The 18,467-nt window shown below is 73.2% G+C and carries 15 protein-coding genes; 11 read left to right on the forward strand and 4 right to left on the reverse strand.

What is annotated here, in order from left to right; all coding sequences use genetic code 11:
• Window position 1: 1 nt before the first annotated feature.
• From ribH to ACMXN5_RS28605, 4 genes are all read left to right on the forward strand, one after another.
• Window positions 2-493, forward strand: a complete 492-nt coding sequence (gene ribH, locus ACMXN5_RS28590; protein WP_126642970.1) for a 6,7-dimethyl-8-ribityllumazine synthase — start codon at window positions 2-4, stop codon at window positions 491-493.
• Between the two features lie 55 nt (window positions 494-548).
• Window positions 549-812: a phosphoribosyl-ATP diphosphatase gene (locus ACMXN5_RS28595; protein WP_371863190.1), complete on the forward strand. Its 264-nt coding sequence runs from the start codon at window positions 549-551 to the stop codon at window positions 810-812.
• Between the two features lie 120 nt (window positions 813-932).
• Complete coding sequence (gene hisG, locus ACMXN5_RS28600) at window positions 933-1,796, forward strand: ATP phosphoribosyltransferase (protein ID WP_078974258.1); 864 nt, start codon at window positions 933-935, stop codon at window positions 1,794-1,796.
• Window positions 1,797-1,860: 64 nt separating this feature from the next.
• A complete protein-coding gene (locus ACMXN5_RS28605; protein ID WP_380001320.1) occupies window positions 1,861-2,328 on the forward strand; it encodes a PH domain-containing protein in 468 nt (155 codons plus the stop codon).
• A 1,490-nt stretch (window positions 2,329-3,818) separates the two neighbouring features.
• On the opposite strand, the gene ACMXN5_RS28610 is transcribed toward ACMXN5_RS28605, so the two are convergent.
• Complete coding sequence (locus ACMXN5_RS28610) at window positions 3,819-4,967, reverse strand: PucR family transcriptional regulator (RefSeq protein ID WP_439677650.1); 1,149 nt, start codon at window positions 4,965-4,967, stop codon at window positions 3,819-3,821.
• Between the two features lie 682 nt (window positions 4,968-5,649).
• Here ACMXN5_RS28610 and ACMXN5_RS28615 point away from each other — a divergent pair.
• The 6 genes from ACMXN5_RS28615 (at window position 5,650) to ACMXN5_RS28640 (ending at window position 14,774) form a co-directional block, all read left to right on the forward strand.
• The gene (locus ACMXN5_RS28615) at window positions 5,650-7,446 is read left to right on the forward strand and encodes an AAA family ATPase (protein WP_380002053.1); all 1,797 of its coding nucleotides are present in this window, start codon (window positions 5,650-5,652) and stop codon (window positions 7,444-7,446) included.
• Between the two features lie 116 nt (window positions 7,447-7,562).
• Entirely contained in the window at window positions 7,563-9,305 is a 1,743-nt protein-coding gene (locus ACMXN5_RS28620; protein WP_439677651.1) for a pyruvate dehydrogenase, read from the forward strand.
• Between the two features lie 196 nt (window positions 9,306-9,501).
• Window positions 9,502-10,611 carry a CaiB/BaiF CoA transferase family protein gene (locus tag ACMXN5_RS28625; protein WP_439677652.1) on the forward strand — a complete coding sequence of 370 codons (1,110 nt, stop codon included), beginning with the start codon at window positions 9,502-9,504 and terminating at the stop codon, window positions 10,609-10,611.
• Between the two features lie 203 nt (window positions 10,612-10,814).
• Window positions 10,815-11,663: a DUF3050 domain-containing protein gene (locus ACMXN5_RS28630; protein ID WP_439677653.1), complete on the forward strand. Its 849-nt coding sequence runs from the start codon at window positions 10,815-10,817 to the stop codon at window positions 11,661-11,663.
• A 39-nt stretch (window positions 11,664-11,702) separates the two neighbouring features.
• Window positions 11,703-12,830 carry a M24 family metallopeptidase gene (locus tag ACMXN5_RS28635; RefSeq protein ID WP_439677654.1) on the forward strand — a complete coding sequence of 376 codons (1,128 nt, stop codon included), beginning with the start codon at window positions 11,703-11,705 and terminating at the stop codon, window positions 12,828-12,830.
• 795 nt (window positions 12,831-13,625) lie between these two features.
• Complete coding sequence (locus tag ACMXN5_RS28640) at window positions 13,626-14,774, forward strand: acyl-CoA dehydrogenase family protein (protein ID WP_439677655.1); 1,149 nt, start codon at window positions 13,626-13,628, stop codon at window positions 14,772-14,774.
• Here the strand turns inward: ACMXN5_RS28640 and ACMXN5_RS28645 are convergent.
• Window positions 14,743-16,218, reverse strand: a complete 1,476-nt coding sequence (locus ACMXN5_RS28645; RefSeq protein WP_439677656.1) for an MFS transporter — start codon at window positions 16,216-16,218, stop codon at window positions 14,743-14,745. The genes ACMXN5_RS28640 and ACMXN5_RS28645 overlap by 32 nt on opposite strands.
• Before the next feature lie 217 nt (window positions 16,219-16,435).
• Between ACMXN5_RS28645 and ACMXN5_RS28650 the strand changes: the two genes are divergently transcribed.
• On the forward strand, window positions 16,436-16,858 hold the full coding sequence (locus ACMXN5_RS28650) for a MarR family winged helix-turn-helix transcriptional regulator (protein WP_439678104.1): 423 nt from the start codon (window positions 16,436-16,438) through the stop codon (window positions 16,856-16,858).
• Window positions 16,859-16,862: 4 nt separating this feature from the next.
• Here the strand turns inward: ACMXN5_RS28650 and ACMXN5_RS28655 are convergent, their stop codons facing one another.
• Window positions 16,863-17,789 (reverse strand): nitroreductase/quinone reductase family protein, encoded by a 927-nt coding sequence (locus tag ACMXN5_RS28655; RefSeq protein ID WP_439677657.1) that lies wholly within the window; start codon window positions 17,787-17,789, stop codon window positions 16,863-16,865.
• A gap of 199 nt (window positions 17,790-17,988) precedes the next feature.
• Complete coding sequence (locus ACMXN5_RS28660; protein WP_439677658.1) at window positions 17,989-18,360, reverse strand: hypothetical protein; 372 nt, start codon at window positions 18,358-18,360, stop codon at window positions 17,989-17,991.
• Window positions 18,361-18,467 lie beyond the last annotated feature (107 nt).

The raw sequence follows: 18,467 nt of genomic DNA on the forward strand, positions 1-18,467 counted from the left end.
CATGAGTGGCGCAGGAGCCCCGAAACTGACCGTCGAGGGCTGCCGTGACCTGCGCGTGGGCGTGGTCGCCGCGCAGTGGCACACCGCCGTGATGGACGGCCTCGTGGACGGGGCCGTCAAGGCCCTGAGCGAGCTGGGCATCACCGAACCCACGCTGATCCGCGCCCCCGGCGCGTTCGAATTGCCCGTGCTCGCCAAGGCGCTGGCTGGCCGCGGCTACGACGCGGTGGTCGCGCTCGGCGTGGTCATCCGCGGCGGCACTCCGCACTTCGAGTACGTATGCTCCGCCGCCACCGACGGCCTCACCCGGGTCGCGCTCGACACCGGCGTGCCGATCGGCTTCGGCGTGCTCACGTGCGACACCGAGGAGCAGGCCCTGGACCGGGCCGGCCTGCCACACTCGCGCGAGGACAAGGGCCGCGAAGCGGTAGAGGCGGCCGTCGCGACCGCGATGGCGTTGCGTACGCTCTCCGAACCGTGGCGTTCGGCCTGACCGGCAGGTCGGCCGGGCCGTTCGGGACGCCACCCACAACCACGCGATGGGCACCATGAAGACGTTTGAACAGCTTTTCGACGAGCTGCGGGCCAAGGCGGAATCGGGCCAGGAGGGCTCGCGCACGGTCGAGCTCGTCACCGCCGGCGTACACACGATCGGCAAGAAGGTCGTGGAGGAGGCCGCCGAGGTGTGGATGGCCGCCGAGCACGAGGGCGCCGACCGTACCGCCGAGGAGATCTCCCAGCTCCTCTACCACCTCCAGGTGATGATGGTCGCCCGCGGCATCTCCCTCCAGGACGTATACGCTCACCTGTGACAGCCGCCGTCCCCGGCCCACCGCCCGGGCCGGGGGCGAAGCCGTACCCCTGAGATCCACCGGTTCCGCTCCACTCGGTTCAGCTCCACTCGGTTCAGCACCATCCCGAAGGGTCATCCAATGCTGCGCATCGCCGTCCCCAACAAGGGTTCCCTCTCCGAGCCTGCGTCGGCGATGCTGCATGAGGCCGGCTACCGCCAGCGCAAGCACTCCAAGGAACTGGTCCTCACCGACCCCGACAACAACGTCGAGTTCTTCTTTCTGCGCCCGCGCGACATCGCGATCTACGTCGGCTCCGGCCGGCTGGACGCCGGGATCACCGGGCGCGACCTGCTGATGGACTCCGGCGCCGAGGCCGAGGAGATCCTGCAACTGGGCCTGGCCCCGGCCACGTTCCGCTACGCCGCGCCCGCGCCGATCGCGCGCGAGCTGGCCGAGCAGGGCAAGAAGGGGCTGGCCGGGCTGCGGGTGGCCTCCTCCTACATCGGCATCGTCCAGCGCGACTTCGCCGAGCACGGCATCGAGGCCGCGGCACTGGTCAAGCTGGACGGCGCGGTGGAGACCGCGATCCAGCTGGGCGTCGCCGACGTGATCGCCGACGTGGTGGAGACCGGCACCACGCTGGCCCAGGCGGGCCTGGAGGTGTTCGGCGAGCCGATCCTGCGCTCCGAGGCGGTACTGATCCGCCGCGCCGGCGCGGAGACCTCGCCCGCGCTGGAGCAGTTGGTGCGCCGACTCCAGGGCGTCCTGGTCGCGCGCAGCTACGTGATGATGGACTACGACATCCGGGTCGAGCGGGTCGAGGCGGCGGTCACGCTGACCCCGGGCCTGGAGTCGCCGACGGTCAGCCCGCTGCACAACGAGGGCTGGGTCGCGGTGCGGGCGATGGTGCCGCGCAAGAACGCCCAGCAGATCATGGACGACCTCTGGGAGATCGGCGCCCGGGCGATCCTGGTCACCGGTATCCACGCCTGCCGCCTCTGACCCCGTCCGGTCGGCCCGTCACCCGGCGGGCCGACCACCGCCACCTCCGGAGAACCGTTTCCCTATGAGCGAGCCCACCCCCGTCGACCCCCCGCTCCCGCGGACCTGGTATGCCAGGCGCAGTCGGCTGATCACCGGCGTGCTCGGCGCGATCATCCTGGTCGGGCTGTGCGTGCTGGCGGTGATGCTGCCGGAGAAGGGCGGCTGGGGATTCGGCTCACGCATGGGCGTCGCGGCCACCGGCGTCCTGGGACTCGGCGCGATGGTGATGCTGGGCCGCCCGAAGGTGGTCGCCGCCGCGGACGGCGTGACGGTGGTCAACCTGCTGCGGACCACGCATCTGGAATGGGCCCAGATCGTCCGGGTGTACCTCCGCCAGGGCGACCCGTGGGTCTACATCGACATGTCCAACGGTGACACGCTGCCGGTAATGGGCATCCAAACCTCCAACGGCAAATCCGCCGCCATCACCGCAGCCCGCGAACTCCGAACCCTGGCCGACCACTACGGCACAGCCCCCGAGGCCCGGTAGCGCGACGCGCGGCACGGGGGAGGCTGGTCACGTGGGGCTCACCGGGGCGGGTCAGAGTCGGTGGTGAGCCGCCGCCGGCGTGCGGGGCGGCGAGACCGGGGCTCCCGACGAGACGGGCATGTTGCTCGGCGAAAACCGGCCGGCAGGGTGAGGTGTCGGGTCGAGTCGTCCGGGGGGCCGTTGTTGCGTGGGCTGGTCCGGAGCGGTCTGAGTCGCGGGGTTGGCCGCCGCCAGCGTGCGGGCTCTGGGACCCGAAGCCCCCGACGAGACGGGTGTGTTGCTCGGCGAAAACCGGCCGGCAGCGGCGGTAGGGGCGCTCGGGTCGTGTTCGCCGACGTGCCTTCCCGAGTGGGCCGGGCGCTTCCGGCGAGGGTCGCGCGTCGGTCGGCTGAGGAGCCGGTCAGAGTCGCCGGGTCGGCCGCCGCCGGAGTGCGGGGCTCCGAGACCCGAAGCCCCCGACGAGACGGGTGTGTTGCTCGGCGAAAACCGGCCGGCAGCGGGGGAGCGGGTGGGTGCTCGGGTCGAGTCCGCCGGGGAGCCTTCGCGAGTGGGCCGGACACTTTCGGCGGGGGTTGCGCCTTTGGTTGCGGGTGGCTGGTCCGGAGCCCCGCACGCTGGCGGCGGCCAACCCCGCGACTCAGATCGGCCCCGGACCACCCCACGCAACCAAGAGCGCAACGCCCGCCGGAAGCAGCCGACCCACCGGGGAAGGCCCCTCGGAGGACTCGACGCGACCACCCTCCCGTTCCCCTGCTGCCGGCCGGTTTTCGCCGAGCAACGCAGCCATCTCGTGGGGAGCCCTGGTCTCGGGGCCCCGCACGCCGGCGGCGGCCGACCCGGCGACTCTGACCGGCCCCGGACCAGCCCACGCAACAACAAGTGCAACGCCCGCCGGAAGCACCCGACCCACTCCGGACGCCCCCTGGCGACTCGACCCGACCCCTCACCCTGCCCGCCGCTGCCGGCCGGGTTTTGCCGAGCAAAGCGCTTGTCTCGTCGGGGGCTTCGGGTCCAGAGCCCCGCACGCCGGCGGCGGCCAACCCGGAGACTCTGACCGGCCCCCGCAGCCGACCGAGGCGCAACGCTCGCCGGAAACCACCTGACCCACCTGGGAAGGCCCCGGCAGACCCGACCCGACCCGACCCGGTCCGCGCTCGGCCGTTACCGGCCGGTTTTCGCCGACCAACATGCCCGTCTCGTCGGGAGCCCCCGGTCTCGGAGCCCCGCGCGTCGGCGGCGGCTCACCTCGCGACCCAGATCGGTTCCGGACCGGGCCGCGCAACCAATTGCGCAACCGCCGCCGGACGCACTCGACCCGACCGGACGCTGCCGCCCCCGCACCCGCAACGGACCGTGCCGCGCCCGCCCGCGCCCGAACCCCCTCAGCCCGTCCGGCGTTTGAGGACAGCCGGGCCGGAGGCCGGCCGCCCCCGTTCCAGGCCCGGCGCAGCCGACGCGTACCGCGAGCCTGCCCCCGCCCCTCCGGAGCGTCAGCGACCCTGCATGCGGACGATTTGTAGTGCGATCATCAGGTTCAGGCGCAGATGTGGATCCTGCGTGAACGGGCCGAGCAGGCGCTCCAGTTTGGTGATTCGATACCGCAGCGTGTTGTAGTGCACGTACAGCCGCCGTGCCGTTTCGGCCACGTTCAGGTTCGTGTCGAGCAGCGCCTGCAATGTGTTGCGCAGGTCGGCTGCCTCCGGGTCGCGGGGGTGGGCCAGTGTGCGCAGGGCCTCGCGGGCGAAGCGGTCGAGTTCACTCGGATCGGGGATCAGGCTGAGCAGTCGGAAGACGCCGAGCTGGTCGAAGTCGGCCACCGCGCCGGGGCCGTGGATGCGCCGACCGGCGGCGACCGCGCGGCGGGCCTGCTCGTACGCCGCCGGCAGCGCGTCGAGTGACTCCGCCGGTCGGCTCACCCCCGTCGTGAACGAGCGGATCGCCGGGCCGCAATCCGCGTGCACCACGGCCGCGAGTTCGGTCACCAGCCGGGCGGCCTGGCCGTCGGCGGGTGCGCCGAGCAGGGTGACCACCTCGCGCGGATACGCGGCGACCGCCGCCTCCGGGGCCCGTGCGCCGACCGCGCCGGACCAGGCGAGGGCCAGTGCCTCCTGCCCGGCCCGGATCGCCCTCGGGTCGCGGCCGGCCGCCGGCGGGTCGGTCTCGGCCACCACGACCAGGAGCGGTCCGGTCGGCAGTACCGCCCAGCCCGTCAGGTCCGTGCCGCGCCCCGTCAGCAGGTCGCGCATCAGGTCGCTGCGGTACTTGGCGTCGGCGGCGGCCTGCGCCAGCCGCCCCGCCAAGCCGATCGCGGTGTCCACGAGCGGCCGCCCGCCCGGCCGTACCGCCTGCCCGGGGCCGCCCGCGTCCGGGGGCGCGGCGGGTGCCGGGACCGTGGGCAGCGGGCGCGGGTCCTTGCCCGCCTCCCACGCGGTCGAGGCGCCCGCGACCCGGGCGCGCGGGGTCGAGTCGGACTCGGGGGCGCTCGCGCCGCCCCCGACGACCTTGCGGCGCCGTGGCGGCAACCGGCGCGGCGCCGCTCCGGCCACCGTCGCGCGGCCGGCTCCGCCGCTCTTGTCCCCGGGACGAAACTGCGGTTCGCCCCCGGTTGCCGTTCCGCCCGCGTCCCCGAGGTTGCCCATATACCGACCGTAGCGTTACGAACACGAGCGCGTCAGCACCACCGAGAGCGTGCGGGCAGTGCACCCCCGGAGTGCGCCCGGCGCACGATCCCCCTGCGAAGGCCGTCCCGGCAACATCGGATTCCGTCCCGGGATTTACCCGCGTGGCGCGCTTGACCGTTGTGTCCGGATCGCCATAGCTTGCGGTACAGCGGCGACACCGGGGACGGCCCCGGGTCCCGCGCCGAGACGAAGCCTCCGGTCGTTCCCCCGCGACCGGGGGCTTCCTCGTGTGCGCCGGGCCGACTCGCGTCCGCCCCGGGGGACTTCACCGCCCCCGCCGCAACCCCGGCTCGCATCCGCCGGCCGCGACTCACCACCTCGAGTCTCATTCGCCCCTCGGCTTGACCGCCCCCGCTCGGTACGATGCCCCGGGGGGGGCGAACGCGTGGCGAAACGGACACCATCCGTGACCGATGCGTGCGTGACGGACAGCGGAACGGGAGAGGCTTTAAGGGGCGTCGCCGATCGAGCGGAATGGGCGCACCGGGATTCATCGGCAGCGGGCCGACATCCTCTCGAAGTCCCCTCGGGGACACGGGCACGCGGAGAGGACCGGCCGGGGGAAGGGGGGTCCACCGTGGGACAGACCGAACGTGGCGCACGCACCGGTAGTCCGGCCGAACTGGCCTGGTTGCGCGGCATGGACGCCTATGTCGCCGGCGAGTACGGCCAGGCGGAGGTGCAGTTCCGGGCCGCGGTCGAGGCCGACCCGGGAATGGCCGACGCGTGGCTGGGGCTGCACGCGCTCAAGGTCGAGGTGGCCACCGCGGTGGTCGCCATGCACACCCATCGCGAGCGCTTCGGGGAGCAGCGCGCGAAGTACGGCCGGCCGCTCAACTCCTGGTACTGGCTGGGCTGGTGGGTCCAGCTCGTGCTTGAGACCCCGCGCGACCTCGCGCTCGCGCACGCCTCGCACTGGTTGGACGGCCGGCACCTGCCCGAGCTGGACGCCGCGCTCGCCCTGTGCCCGCCCGCCGAACAGGACGCCGCCACCCGCTTCCTGCTCGCCTGTCGGGCCTATCTGGGCAAGGACTGGCAGCAGTTGCTCCGGCACACCGCGGGTCTGGACGACGACGCGCTGCTCGGCGTCGAGGCGGGCTTGTTCGCCGGCATGGCCCGGGTCCGCCTGGGGCTGTACGCCAAGGCCGAACAGGTGCTCGCCACCGCCCTGGTGCGCTGCCGCTCGGAGCACCCGCAGCGCAAGGAGCTGCGCTACTGGCTCGCCCGCGCGTACGAGGAGACCGGCCGCACTCCGGCCGCGCTGCCCCTGTACCGCGCGGTGCACCAGGCCGACCCGTCGTTCATGGACACCGCCGCGAGGTTGTCCTCGCTGGCGGCGGGCGAGCCGCTGGACGAGTACGGCGGGATGACCGCGCGCCTGGCCGGCCCCGTGGTCGGTCGCGGCCCGCTGCCCGACGTGCTCCCGCCCATACCCGCGACCGCGCCCCCGCCCGCGGGGCCGCCGCCGGCGGTGGAGACCGAGCGCGAGCCGGAGCCCGTCCCGGACGGCGAGGCCGACCCGCAGGCCGACGTCGACGCGCGGGCGGCCGACCGGGCGGCGCCGATGCGCCCCGCCGCGGCCCCCGAGGAACTCGCCCTCGTGCTCGCCGAATTGGAGTCGATGGTCGGCCTGGAGCCGGTCAAACGCCAGGTCCGGGCGCTGTCCGCGCAAATGCGGATGGCCCGGCTGCGCGAGGCGCAGGGCCTGCCCGCGCAGGCGCCCAAGCGGCACTTCGTCTTCTCCGGACCCTCCGGCACCGGCAAGACCACCGTGGCCCGCCTCCTCGGCCGGGTCTTCGCGGCGCTCGGCCTGCTGGAGAGCGATCGCCTGGTCGAGGCGCAGCGCTCCGACCTGGTCGGCGAGTATCTGGGCCAGACCGCGGTCAAGACCAGCGAGTTGATCGACTCGGCGCTGGGCGGCGTGTTGTTCGTGGACGAGGCGTACGGCCTCACCAACGTGGGCTACTCCAAGGGCGACGCGTACGGCGACGAGGCGCTCCAGGTGTTGCTCAAGCGGGCCGAGGACGACCGCGACCGGCTGGTGATCATCCTGGCCGGCTACCCCGAGGGCATGGACCGGCTGCTCACCTCGAACCCCGGCCTGACGTCGCGCTTCACCACCCGGGTCGAGTTCCCCTCCTACGGCGCGGAGGACCTGGCCCGGATCGCCGAGGTGATGGCGGCCGGCGGCGGCGACACCTGGGACGAGGACGCGGCGGCCGAGTTGCGCAGCATCACCGGGCACGTCCGCGAGCAGGGCTGGATCGACGAACTGGGCAACGCCCGATTCGTTCGGACCCTGTACGAGAAGTGCTGCATGTATCGGGACGTGCGCCTGGTCGAGTTGCCGGAGGGCCCGGATCTGGCCGAGCTGACCACGCTGCGGCTGTCCGATCTGTTCCAGGCGTACGGGGATCTGGCCGACGGCCGTGGATAGCCCGGCGCGGCACGGGTAGGCGTATTCGGTCACCACTCGCACCGAGGCGGGCGGATGCGGTCCGACCCGGCCCGATCCGGTCCGACCCGGTCGTCGCCGGACGGAAGGGTCTCCCCGTGGCCAAGCAGAGCGTCGCCGAGCAGTTCGTGGACATCCTCGCCCAGGCCGGGGTGCGCCGGCTGTACGGCGTGGTGGGCGACAGCCTCAACCCGATCGTGGACGCGGTGCGCCGCAATGCCGCGATCGACTGGGTGCACGTACGGCACGAGGAGGTGGCCGCGTTCGCCGCGGGCGCGGAGGCGCAGTTGACCGGTCGGCTGACCGCGTGCGCGGGCAGTTGCGGTCCGGGCAATCTGCACCTGATCAACGGCCTGTTCGACGCGCACCGCTCACACGCGCCGGTGCTGGCGCTCGCGTCGCACATCCCGGGCGGCGAGATCGGCACGGCCTTCTTCCAGGAGACGCACCCGGACCGGCTGTTCGTCGAGTGCAGCCACTACAGCGAGATGATCGGTACACCCGAGCAGATGCCCCGGGTGCTCCAGTCCGCGATCCAGCACGCGGTGGGCCTGGGCGGGGTGTCCGTCGTCACCCTTCCGGGCGATGTGGCCGCGCGGCCGGCGCCGGAGCGGGGCTATCCGGTGACGCTGCCCACCTCGCTGCCGTCGGTGCGCCCCGGCGACGCGGATCTGGCCGCGTTGACCCGGATGGTCGACGAGGCCCGGCGGGTCACCCTGTTCTGCGGCGCGGGCACGGCAGGCGCGCACGCCGAGGTGATGGCGTTCGCCGAGCGGGTCAAGGCTCCGGTGGGGCACGCGCTGCGCGGCAAGGAGCACATCCAGTACGACAACCCGTTCGACGTGGGCATGTCGGGGCTGCTCGGCTACGGCGCGGCGTACGAGGCGATGCACGAGGCGGACCTGCTCATCCTGCTCGGCACCGACTTCCCGTACAACGCCTTCCTGCCGCAGGACGTGGCCACCGTGCAGGTGGACGTACGGCCCGCACACCTGGGCCGGCGCACGAAGCTGGACCTGGCGGTGTGGGGCGACGTGCGCGAGACGCTGCGCGCGCTGACCCCGATGGTGCGGGCCAAGACCGATCGCCGATTCCTGGACCGCATGTTGAACAAGCACGCCGACGCCCTCGAAGGGGTGGTCAAGGCGTACACCCGCAAGGTGGAAAAGCATGTGCCCATCCACCCGGAGTACGTCGCCTCGATCCTGGACGAGGAGGCCGACGACGACGCGATCTTCACCGTCGACACCGGCATGTGCAACGTGTGGGCGGCCCGCTACCTGACCCCGAACGGGCGGCGCCGAGTGATCGGTTCGTTCTCGCACGGCTCGATGGCCAACGCGTTGCCCCAGGCGATCGGCGCGCAGTTCCCGTACCCGGACCGGCAGATCGTGTCGATGTCCGGCGACGGCGGATTCTCCATGCTGATGGGCGACCTGCTCACCCTGGTGCAGTCCGAACTGCCGGTGAAGATCGTGCTGTTCAACAACTCGTCGCTGGGGATGGTCGAGCTGGAGATGATGGTCGCCGGCCTCACCCCGTTCGGCACCACCAACAAGAACCCGGACTTCGCCGCGATCGCCCGCGCGGCCGGTGCCTTCGGGGTGCGGGTGGAGAAGCCGAACAAGGTCCGCGGCGCGCTCCGCGAGGCGTTCGCCCACAAGGGCCCGGCCCTGGTCGACATCGTCACCGACCCGAAGGCGCTGTCCATTCCGCCGAAGATCACCGCCGACCAGATCCAGGGCTTCGCCCTGAGCGCCGGTCGCACGGTCCTCAGCGGCGGCGTGGGGCAGATGATCCAAATGGCCCGGACCAACCTCCGCAACATCCCGAGGCCGTAGGGCCAAGCCGAGCCCGCCGCCCGAGCCCGCGCCCGAACGGCACGGAAGACACCCCGGAGCGGCGGCTCGGAGAAGGGCGGCCCGGCGCGGGACGGCCCGAATCGCATCTCGGTGTGGCCGACCTCGGGACAGATCATGACCGATCTGCTTGACTGTGCCGCGTAATTCTTGGTGGGGGCTCGGGCTGGGAGTCGGCATGGGTGCGTTGGATGGCGTCAAAGTGGTCGAGTTGGCCGGAATCGGGCCCGGGCCGTTCGTCGGGATGATGCTGGCGGACGCCGGTGCCGGGGTCGTCCGGGTCGACCGGCCCGGCGGCGCCTCGATGCCCTCGATGGCGGTCGGGCGCGGCCGGCTCGGCACGATCGAGGCCGATCTCAAGGACCCCGCCGCGCGCGAGGCCGTACTGCGGCTGATCGCCGGCGCCGACGTGCTCGTCGAGGGCTACCGGCCCGGCGTGGCCGAACGGCTCGGCCTCGGACCGGACGTCTGCCTCGCGGCCAACCCCCGCCTCGTCTACGCCCGGATGACCGGCTGGGGCCAGGACGGCCCGCTCGCGCCGCGCGCCGGACACGACATCAACTACATCTCGATCTCCGGCGTGCTGCACTCCTTCGCCCGCGCCGGAGAGCGCCCGGTGCCGCCGCTGAACCTGGTCGGCGACTACGGCGGCGGCGCGATGTTCTGCGCGTTCGGCATCCTCGCCGCGCTGATCTCCGCCCGAACCACCGGACGCGGCCAGGTCGTCGACGCCGCGATGACCGACGGCTCGGCGACGCTGAGCACCTTCATCCACGGCATGCGCGGCATGGGTAGCTGGGACGGCGAGCCCGGCGCCAACCTGCTCGACACCGGCGCGCCGTTCTACGACGTGTACACCACCTCCGACGGCCGCCACCTCGCCGTCGGCGCGATCGAATCGCAGTTCTACGCCCTGTTCCTGGCCGGCCTCGGCCTCGCCGACGAGGACCTGCCCGAACAGTCGGACCGCGCCGGCTGGCCGCTCCTGCGCAAACGCTTCGCCGAGGTGATCGCCGGCCGCACGCGGGACGAGTGGACCGCGATCTTCGAGCCCGTCGACGCCTGCGTAACGCCCGTGCTGACCTGGGACGAGGCGGTCGAACACCCGCACAACCGGGCCCGATCCACCTTCGTCCGCCCCGACGGCACCCTCCAGCCCGCCGCCGCGCCCCGGCTCTCCGAGACCCCCTCGGTCGCCCGGGACGCGTCCGGCCGCGTCGACGCGGCGCTCCTGGAGGGCTGGGGGCTGACCCCCGAGCAGGCCGCCGCACTCGCGCCGAAGGACTGATCCCGGCGGGCGGTTCGGCCGTCACCCGGACGGACGTACCCGGCGCCCGGCATCGGCCTCGGCGCCGGGCCCCGGCATCCCACCGCGCCCAGCCGGCAACGCACGCCCGCGCAACCGCACATCGTGGCACGCGCACCCCCGGCGTGTCCGGCATTCCGGCACAAATGTTTCACCGAGTGGTGAAATCTCTACGATCGGTCGTCATGGACACCACCGCGCTCACCGACACCACCCTCCCGCGCGCCCGCGCGAACACCCTCCCGGCCGACCACATCGCGCGGCTGCTCGGCGAAACCGCCCCCGTACGGCAACGAGTGCTCCGGCACACGGTCTACCGCGACCTCACCGACCTCGCCGCGATCCGGGTGTTCATGGAGCATCACGTCTTCGCCGTCTGGGACTTCATGTCCCTGCTCAAGAGCCTGCAGCGGCGGCTCACCTGCGTCGAGGTGCCGTGGGTGCCGCGCGGCGACGCGGAGATCCGGCGGATGGTCAACGAGATCGTGCTCGGCGAGGAGAGCGACACCACCTCGCTCGGCCCGCTCAGCCACTTCGAGCTCTACCTCGCCGCGATGGACGGCGCCGGCGCCGACACCCGCCCGGCCCGCCGCTTCCTCGGCCTGATCGCCGACGGCGTCCCCGTCCCCGAGGCGGTCGGCGCGTGCGGCGCGCCCGCCGGCGCCGCCGCGTTCGTGTGCCGTACCTGGCAGGTCGTCGCCCACGCTCCGCTGCACTGCGTCGCCGCGTCCTTCGCGCTCGGCCGCGAAGAGCTGATCCCGCGCATGTTCGACCACCTCACCACGCTCGACGACATGCACGACGGCCGGCTCGCGGTGTTCCGCGAATACCTCGCCCGGCACATCGAGGTGGACGGCGACGACCACGGCCCGATGGCGCTGCGCCTGCTCGCCCAACTGTGCGCCGCCGGCCCCGACCCGGTCCGCGCCTGGCGCGAGAGCGCGGGTACCGTCACGGTGTCGCTGCGGGCCCGCGCCGATCTGTGGGACGCGGTGCGCGACGCGGTCGCGGCGGGACGCGCCGCCGCGCACTGAACCCGCGTCGGGTCTGCCGGACGCCCGGTGATATGTCATATGTTTGGGCGCGTGACCCACGACCCGAACCTTTACCCCACCGACCGCCTCGGCCGCGCTCAAAAGGCAGCCGCCGACGCGGGACTCGACGCCCTGCTCGTCTCGCCCGGCGCCGACCTGCGCTACCTCACCGGCTACGAGGCGCTTCCGCTGGAACGCCTCACGTGCCTGGTGGTGCCCGTCACCGCCGAGCCCTTCCTCGTCGTCCCGGGCCTGGAACGACCCGCCGCCCTCGCGTCACCCGCGGGCGCGCTCGGGATCGACGTGCTCGGCTGGGCCGAGACGGACGACCCGTACGCGCTGATCGCGCAGCGACTGCCCGCGCAGGTCGCCCGGGTCGGCCTGGACAACCACATGTGGGCGGAGAAGGTACTCGCCTTCCGCACCGCGCTGCCCACCGCCGAACAGAGCCTGGCGGGCGACGTGTTGCGCGAGTTGCGGATGCGCAAGTCGGCCGCCGAGGTCGAGGCGCTGCGCCGGGCCGGCGCGGCGATCGACCGGGTGCACGCGCGGGTGGGCGAGTGGCTGCGGGCCGGTCGTACCGAGCGTGAGGTGGGCGCGGACATCGCCGACGCGATCATCGCCGAGGGGCACATCCGGGTGGACTTCGTGATCGTCGGCTCCGGCCCCAACGCCGCGAGCCCGCACCACGAGTTGTCCGACCGGGTGATCGAGACCGGCGACGTGGTCGTGGTCGACATCGGCGGCACTACCGAGGACGGCTACTGCTCGGACGAGACCCGGACGTACGCCGTCGGCGAGCCGCCGGCCGAGTTCCGCGCCTACTACGACGTCCTGGAGCGCGCCCAGGCCGCCCAACTCGCGGCCGTACGGCCCGGGTTGACCTGCGAGGAACTGGACGCGGTGGGCCGCGACATCATCACCGAGGCCGGCTACGGCGAGTACTTCATCCACCGCACGGGTCACGGCATCGGGCTGGAGAGCCACGAGCACCCGTACATCGTCCAGGGCAACAAGCTGCCCCTGGAGCCGGGCATGGCCTTCTCGATCGAGCCCGGCATCTACATCCCCGACACGCACGGGGCGCGGATCGAGGACATCGTGATCTGCGGGGAGAACGGCGGCGACCCGATGAACGTGCGGCCGCACGGCCTGACGGTGCTTTAGGCTCCGCCGAGGCTTCGGGGCTTCGGGGCCGCCTGTGCTCCGCGCAGATCCGACGGGCTTTCGAAGCGGTTCAGACCTTTCCGAGGCGGGCCGGTCCACTCGGCCCACCGTCCCCGGACTCCGGCCGCTCGGGCACGGCGGCCCGGCGTCCGGGGACGGACGCCGAGGACGGGCCGGCCGGGTTCGGGGCACACTCGTGGTGCGCGGCCATGTCGCTTCGGCCGGCCTCCGGCCTGGTGTCCTCAAACGCCGGACGGGCTGGAGATCGTGGGTTCCGCCGGAGACCGAGCGTGATGGGCAACCGGCGCGCATGGTCCACGCGACATCAGCTCGGTATGCAAGGCCCTCGTGACATCAGCTCGGCACGCAAGGCCCTCGTGACATCAACTCGGCGTGCATGACCCACGCGACAACAGCCCGGTGTGCACACCCCATGCGACATCAGCCCGACCTGCAAAGCCCACGCGACATCAGCCCGTCCGGCGTTTGAGGACCCCGGGCCGGAGGCCGGTTGCTGCTGCGTGGGTGGCCGGTGTGCGTGGTCCGGGTGACATCAGCCTGTCCGGCGTTTGCGGACCCCGGGCCGGAGGCCGGTTGCCGGCGCCGGTGGTCGGGCTCGGGCGCGGCCGACGCGCTCGGCGAGCCCATCACGCGGGTGCGCCGCGTCGGTGCCCGGCGGGCGCGCGGCGTCACCGTACGATCGTGCGCAACGGCCGGGGGGCGAACCCCACCCGGTCCGCCGCCGGCCACCCGCCGGGTCCGGCCACCCCCGGACCGCACGGAAGGACGTCTCCCATGGCTGTCCCGCGCACGCTGCCCACCGACGAGTCCCGTGCCCTGCTCGACCTCACCCGGGACCTCACCGCCCGGGAGATCGCGCCACGTGCCGCCCACGACGAGGCCGACGGACGGTTCCCCCGCGAGGTGTTCGCCACCCTCGGCGCCGCCGGACTGCTGTCGCTGCCCTATCCGGAGGAGTACGGCGGGGGCGCGCAACCCTACGAGGTCTACCTCCAGGTCCTGGAGGAACTGGCCGCAGGGTGGCTGGCTGTCGGCCTCGGCGTGTCGGTGCACACGCTGGCCTGCCATCCGCTCGCCACGTTCGGCACGCCCGAGCAGCGCGCCGCGCACCTGCCCGCGATGCTGGGCGGCGAACTGCTCGGCGCCTACTGCCTGTCCGAGCCGCACTCCGGCTCCGACGCGGCGGCGCTGAGCACCAGGGCGGCGGCCGACGCCGACGGGTACACGCTCACCGGGACCAAGGCATGGATCACCCACGGCGGGGTCGCCGACTTCTACACCGTCCTGGCCCGTACCTCGCCCGAAGGCGCGCGCGGGATCAGCGCGTTCCTGGTCGACGCGCGCACCCCGGGCCTGGCCGCCGCCGCGCCGGAGCACAAGATGGGCATGCGCTCCTCGCCCACCGCGCAGATCCACCTGGACGGCGCCCGGGTTCCGGCCGAGCGGCGGATCGGCGCGGAGGGCCAGGGATTCTCCATCGCGCTCGCCGCCCTCGACTGCGGCCGGCTCGGCATCGCCGCGTGTGCCACGGGTGTCGCCCAGGCCGCGCTGGACGTGGCGGCCGAGTACGCGCAGGACCGCACCCAGTTCGGCGGCCCGATCGCCGACAAGCAGGGCATCCGGTTCATGCTCGCCGACATGGCCACCACGATCGAGGCGGGCCGCGCGCTGTACCTGGCCGCCGCCCGCCTGCGCGACGCGGGGCTGCCGTTCGGCCGACAGGCGGCGATGGCCAAGCTCTTCTGTACCGACACGGCGATGCGGGTGACCGTCGACGCGGTACAGATCCTCGGCGGCTACGGCTACACCACCGACTTCCCTGCCGAGCGATACATGCGCGAGGCGAAATGCCTGCAGATCGTCGAGGGCACGAACCAGATCCAACGCATGGTCATCGCGAAGGACTTGCTGCGGAACGGGTGAGCGGCGGCGGCTCGGCAGCGGCCGTCGTGAAGGTGAGCCGGCCGCCGGGGAGGATGAGGGCGGCCGGTGCGGCGAGCAGGTACAGGGCGACCACGGTCGACAGACCGCCGACCGCCGCCTCGGTGGGCGAGTGGCCCGCGTCGAGGAGGCCGAAGTAGACCGTGCCGACCAGGGCCACGCCCGCCGCCACGCCGACCTGGATCGCGGTTCCGACCAGCGCCGCCGCGGCGCCGGCGTGTCGGGCGGGAGTACGGGCCAGGACGGTGGCGACCAGCACGCCGGAGGCCATCGACATGCCGACGCCGCCGATCAGCAGCCACGGGGCGAGATGCCAGGGCCGCAAACGTTCGCCCTCGTGCCCGACCACGACCAGCACCGCGCCCATCGCCCCGGCCAGGACCAGCGAGCCCGACACCGCCAACCGCCGCCCCAGCGGCCGCAGGCGGGTCGCGAACGGCGAGAACAGGCCCACCCCCACCGCGAACGGCGCCATGGCCAGCGCGGCCCGCAGCGGCGACAGACCCACCCCGGTCTGGAGGTGCACGCTCAGCACGAGGGTGTAGGCGGTACCGGCGAAGAACAACGTCGCCGCGGCCACCCCGCCGGCGGCGGCGCGCAGCCGCAACAACGCCGCTTCGAACAGCGGCGCCCCACCCCGGCGGGCCAGCGCGCGCTCGTGCCGCAGCAGTGCGTACAGCAGGACCGGGCACAGCGCGGCCACGGGCGCACACCACCACGGCCAGTCCAGCGCCCGACCCTCCACCAGCGGGAACAGCAACGCGAGCAGCGCGGCGGTGGAGAGCACCAGGCCGCGCCCGTCCGCGCCGGCCGCCCGCTCGGCCCGCGACTCGCGACCGAGCACGGCCGTACCGATCAGCGCGGCGACGCCGATCGGCACGTTGACGTAGAAGATCGGCCGCCAGCCGAGCCCGAACAGGTCGGCGTGCAACAGGGCTCCACCGAGCAGGGGGCCGCCGATCCCGCCGACGGAGAACACCAGCCCGTACAGCGTGGCCGCGCGGGACTGCTCCTCGGGTGGGAACTCCACCCGCAACATCGCCAACACCTGCGGCACCATCAACGCCGCCGCCGCGCCCTGGGCGACCCGGGCGGCGATCAGCGGACCGGGCGCGCCGGCCGCGCCGGTGAGCGCCGAGGCGAGCGTGAACGCGGCCAGGCCGACCTGGAACACCCGCAGCCGGCCCAGCCGGTCGCCCAGGCGCGCGCCGGTGATCAGGCCTGCCGCGAAGGCGAGCGTGTACCCGGCGATCGCCCACTCCAGTCGGGTGGTCGAGGCGTGCAGGTCGGCGCGCAGCGCGGGCAACGCGACGTTGAGCACGCTCGCGTCGACCAGGTCCACGAAGGTCGCGGCCAGAGTGACGACGAAGGCCGCCAGGCGGCGGGGAGAGTAGTCGCTCGGGGCCGGTGGGGGTGATCCGGGCATGATGGTTTGCGCCTTTCGGGATCGGGTCGCGGGGGTCGGGTACGGTGGCGGGATCCGGGGGGTCGCGCTTCGCATTCGAAGCCGGACGGGTCGAGGCGAGGAGGCCGCGGAGATGACGACGGAGCACGCCGCGGGGTCCGAGCCGGCGGCCGACGCGGGGTCGGCGGCGGGCGAGGGGCCCGACGCGGGGCTCAGCACCGACGAGGCGATTCGGGCGATGTTGCTGCTGATGCCGCGGGTGGCCGCCCGGCTCAAGCGCACCCGGATCCCCGAGCGGCTGCGGTCGATGAACCTGGCGCCGCGACACCTGTCGCTGCTGGCGTACCTGCTCTTCGACGGCCCGATGCCGGTCAATCAGCTGGCCGCGCGCCTCGAGGTTGCGCCGACCACGGTGAGCCTGATGGTCAGCGACCTGGGCCGCCAGGGGGTGTTGGAACGACGTACGGATCCGACCGACCGCCGGCGGTCGATCGTGGCGATCACCGACGACCCGGAGACCCGGATGGCGATCGAGAACTGGCTCGCGAACGGCGCCGACGCCTGGCGCCGGGCCTTCGACCCGCTGTCGCCGGCCGATCGGGCGATGTTCGTGCGGACGATCGGGGCCTATGAGAACGGGGCCGCGCGCGAGGAGGGGTGAGGGGTCAGCCCCGGAGCGCCGGAAGCAGGTGGGCCTCCTCGTAGGCGAAGTGTTCCTCCAGGCCGGCCGACACCGCCTCGAACTCCGCGCGCAGGTGGGCCGGTTCGGCGTCCGGCCCCCGGTTCGGCCCGGCGGCTCGTTCGAGGAGTGCCGCGAAGGCGGCCAACGCCCGTTCCACGACCGCGTGTTCCGCACGCAGGCGGGTGATCGCCGGGACCAGCTCGGGGTATTCGCGTTCGAAGGCGGAGAAGGCGCCATCCTCGCGGATGTGGTGCAGCTGGAGGTGTCGGCAGAAGGCCAGGCAGTGGCGGCGCAGTCGGCGGGCGGGGTCGTCGGGGTCGTCGGTGTCGTTGTCGGGGGCGTCCGGCACCGGTTCGCCGGCAAGGGCGTGTTCGAACCGCCTCCGGACCCGGTCGATCTCGGCCCGCAGATCCTCGTGGTGACGGATCAACTGCTCCGCGATCAGCCGCGCGCGGGCCGGGTCCCCGGTCAGGTCGAGGGGATGCAGGGCGACCACGGGGATGGTTCGGGTGGTCGCCGCCGCGTAGTCGCGGAAGGCCGGGTTTCGCGTGCACTGGAGATCCCATTGGTGATCGCGTTCGTCGCCGGTGAGCGGGACGGCCCGGGCGGCGAACGGCTTCACGCGGCCCTCGTCGGTGCCGATCTCCATGGTCACCTGGGGGTTGACGACCAGGTTGAGGTACCAGTGTGGGTCGCGCGGGCCGCCCGCGTTGGAGGCGAAGACCAGCCACCGATCGCCGTCCCGCTCGGCGACGACGGGGGTGGTCCACGGCTTGCCGGTGTGCCGGCCGGCGGTGGCGATCAGGACCAGGGTGACGCCCTCGAACATGCCGCCGACGCGGCCGTTGTGGGCTCGGAACTCGGCGATGATCGGCGCGTTCGGGTCGGTGCGGGTGGTGGTTTCGGGCATGGGTGTCTCCGGGATCGGCGCAGGCTTCGTAAGTAGCTTTGCTTTGAAAGCAAATCTATTTGAAGGTTAGTAACGCCTCCGAAGCACTGTCAACGCCGCGTGGGCGCGGGCATGCCACGGCCGCCGGGCGACGGTGTGCCACGCCCGGCGGAGGTGGTGGTGTGTGCCGGCGCCCGAGTCGGCCGCGTGCCCGGGTGGGTCAGGCCGTGTGCGAGAAGGGTTGCGCGCGCCAGTCCAGGCCCGGGGGCAGCGTCCGGATCGGTGGCTTCGGGAGCGCCGGGGGCGGTCCGGCGACGAGGCGGTCGGCCGGGGTGGTGGCGGTCGCGCCGGAGCCCGGGCAGGGGCGGATGCCGAACGGGTCCCGCACGCTCGGGCACACCACGTGGTCCGGCACCGTCGCGCCGTCGGCGACCGGGTCCAGGACCAGTACGACGCCGCACTCCGGGCACGCGCGCCGCACGCTCGGGGCGGCGGGGGTGTCCGAGGACCGGTCGGGGTGGGTCGTGTCGTCGAAGTCCTCGACGAGGTCCCGCTGCACCGTTGCGGAGCATGGGTCGACGGCGATGCTCATGGGCTCCCCCTGTCGCCACGGCGCCGAGGCGACGGCGCGCTCCGCCGACGATAGTCCGCCCGACCGGAACGTTGCAGTACTGATCCGGGTCGATTTCCGCGCTCACG

This window comes from Embleya australiensis (genome assembly GCF_051903075.1).
In the GTDB taxonomy this organism is placed as follows: domain Bacteria; phylum Actinomycetota; class Actinomycetes; order Streptomycetales; family Streptomycetaceae; genus Embleya.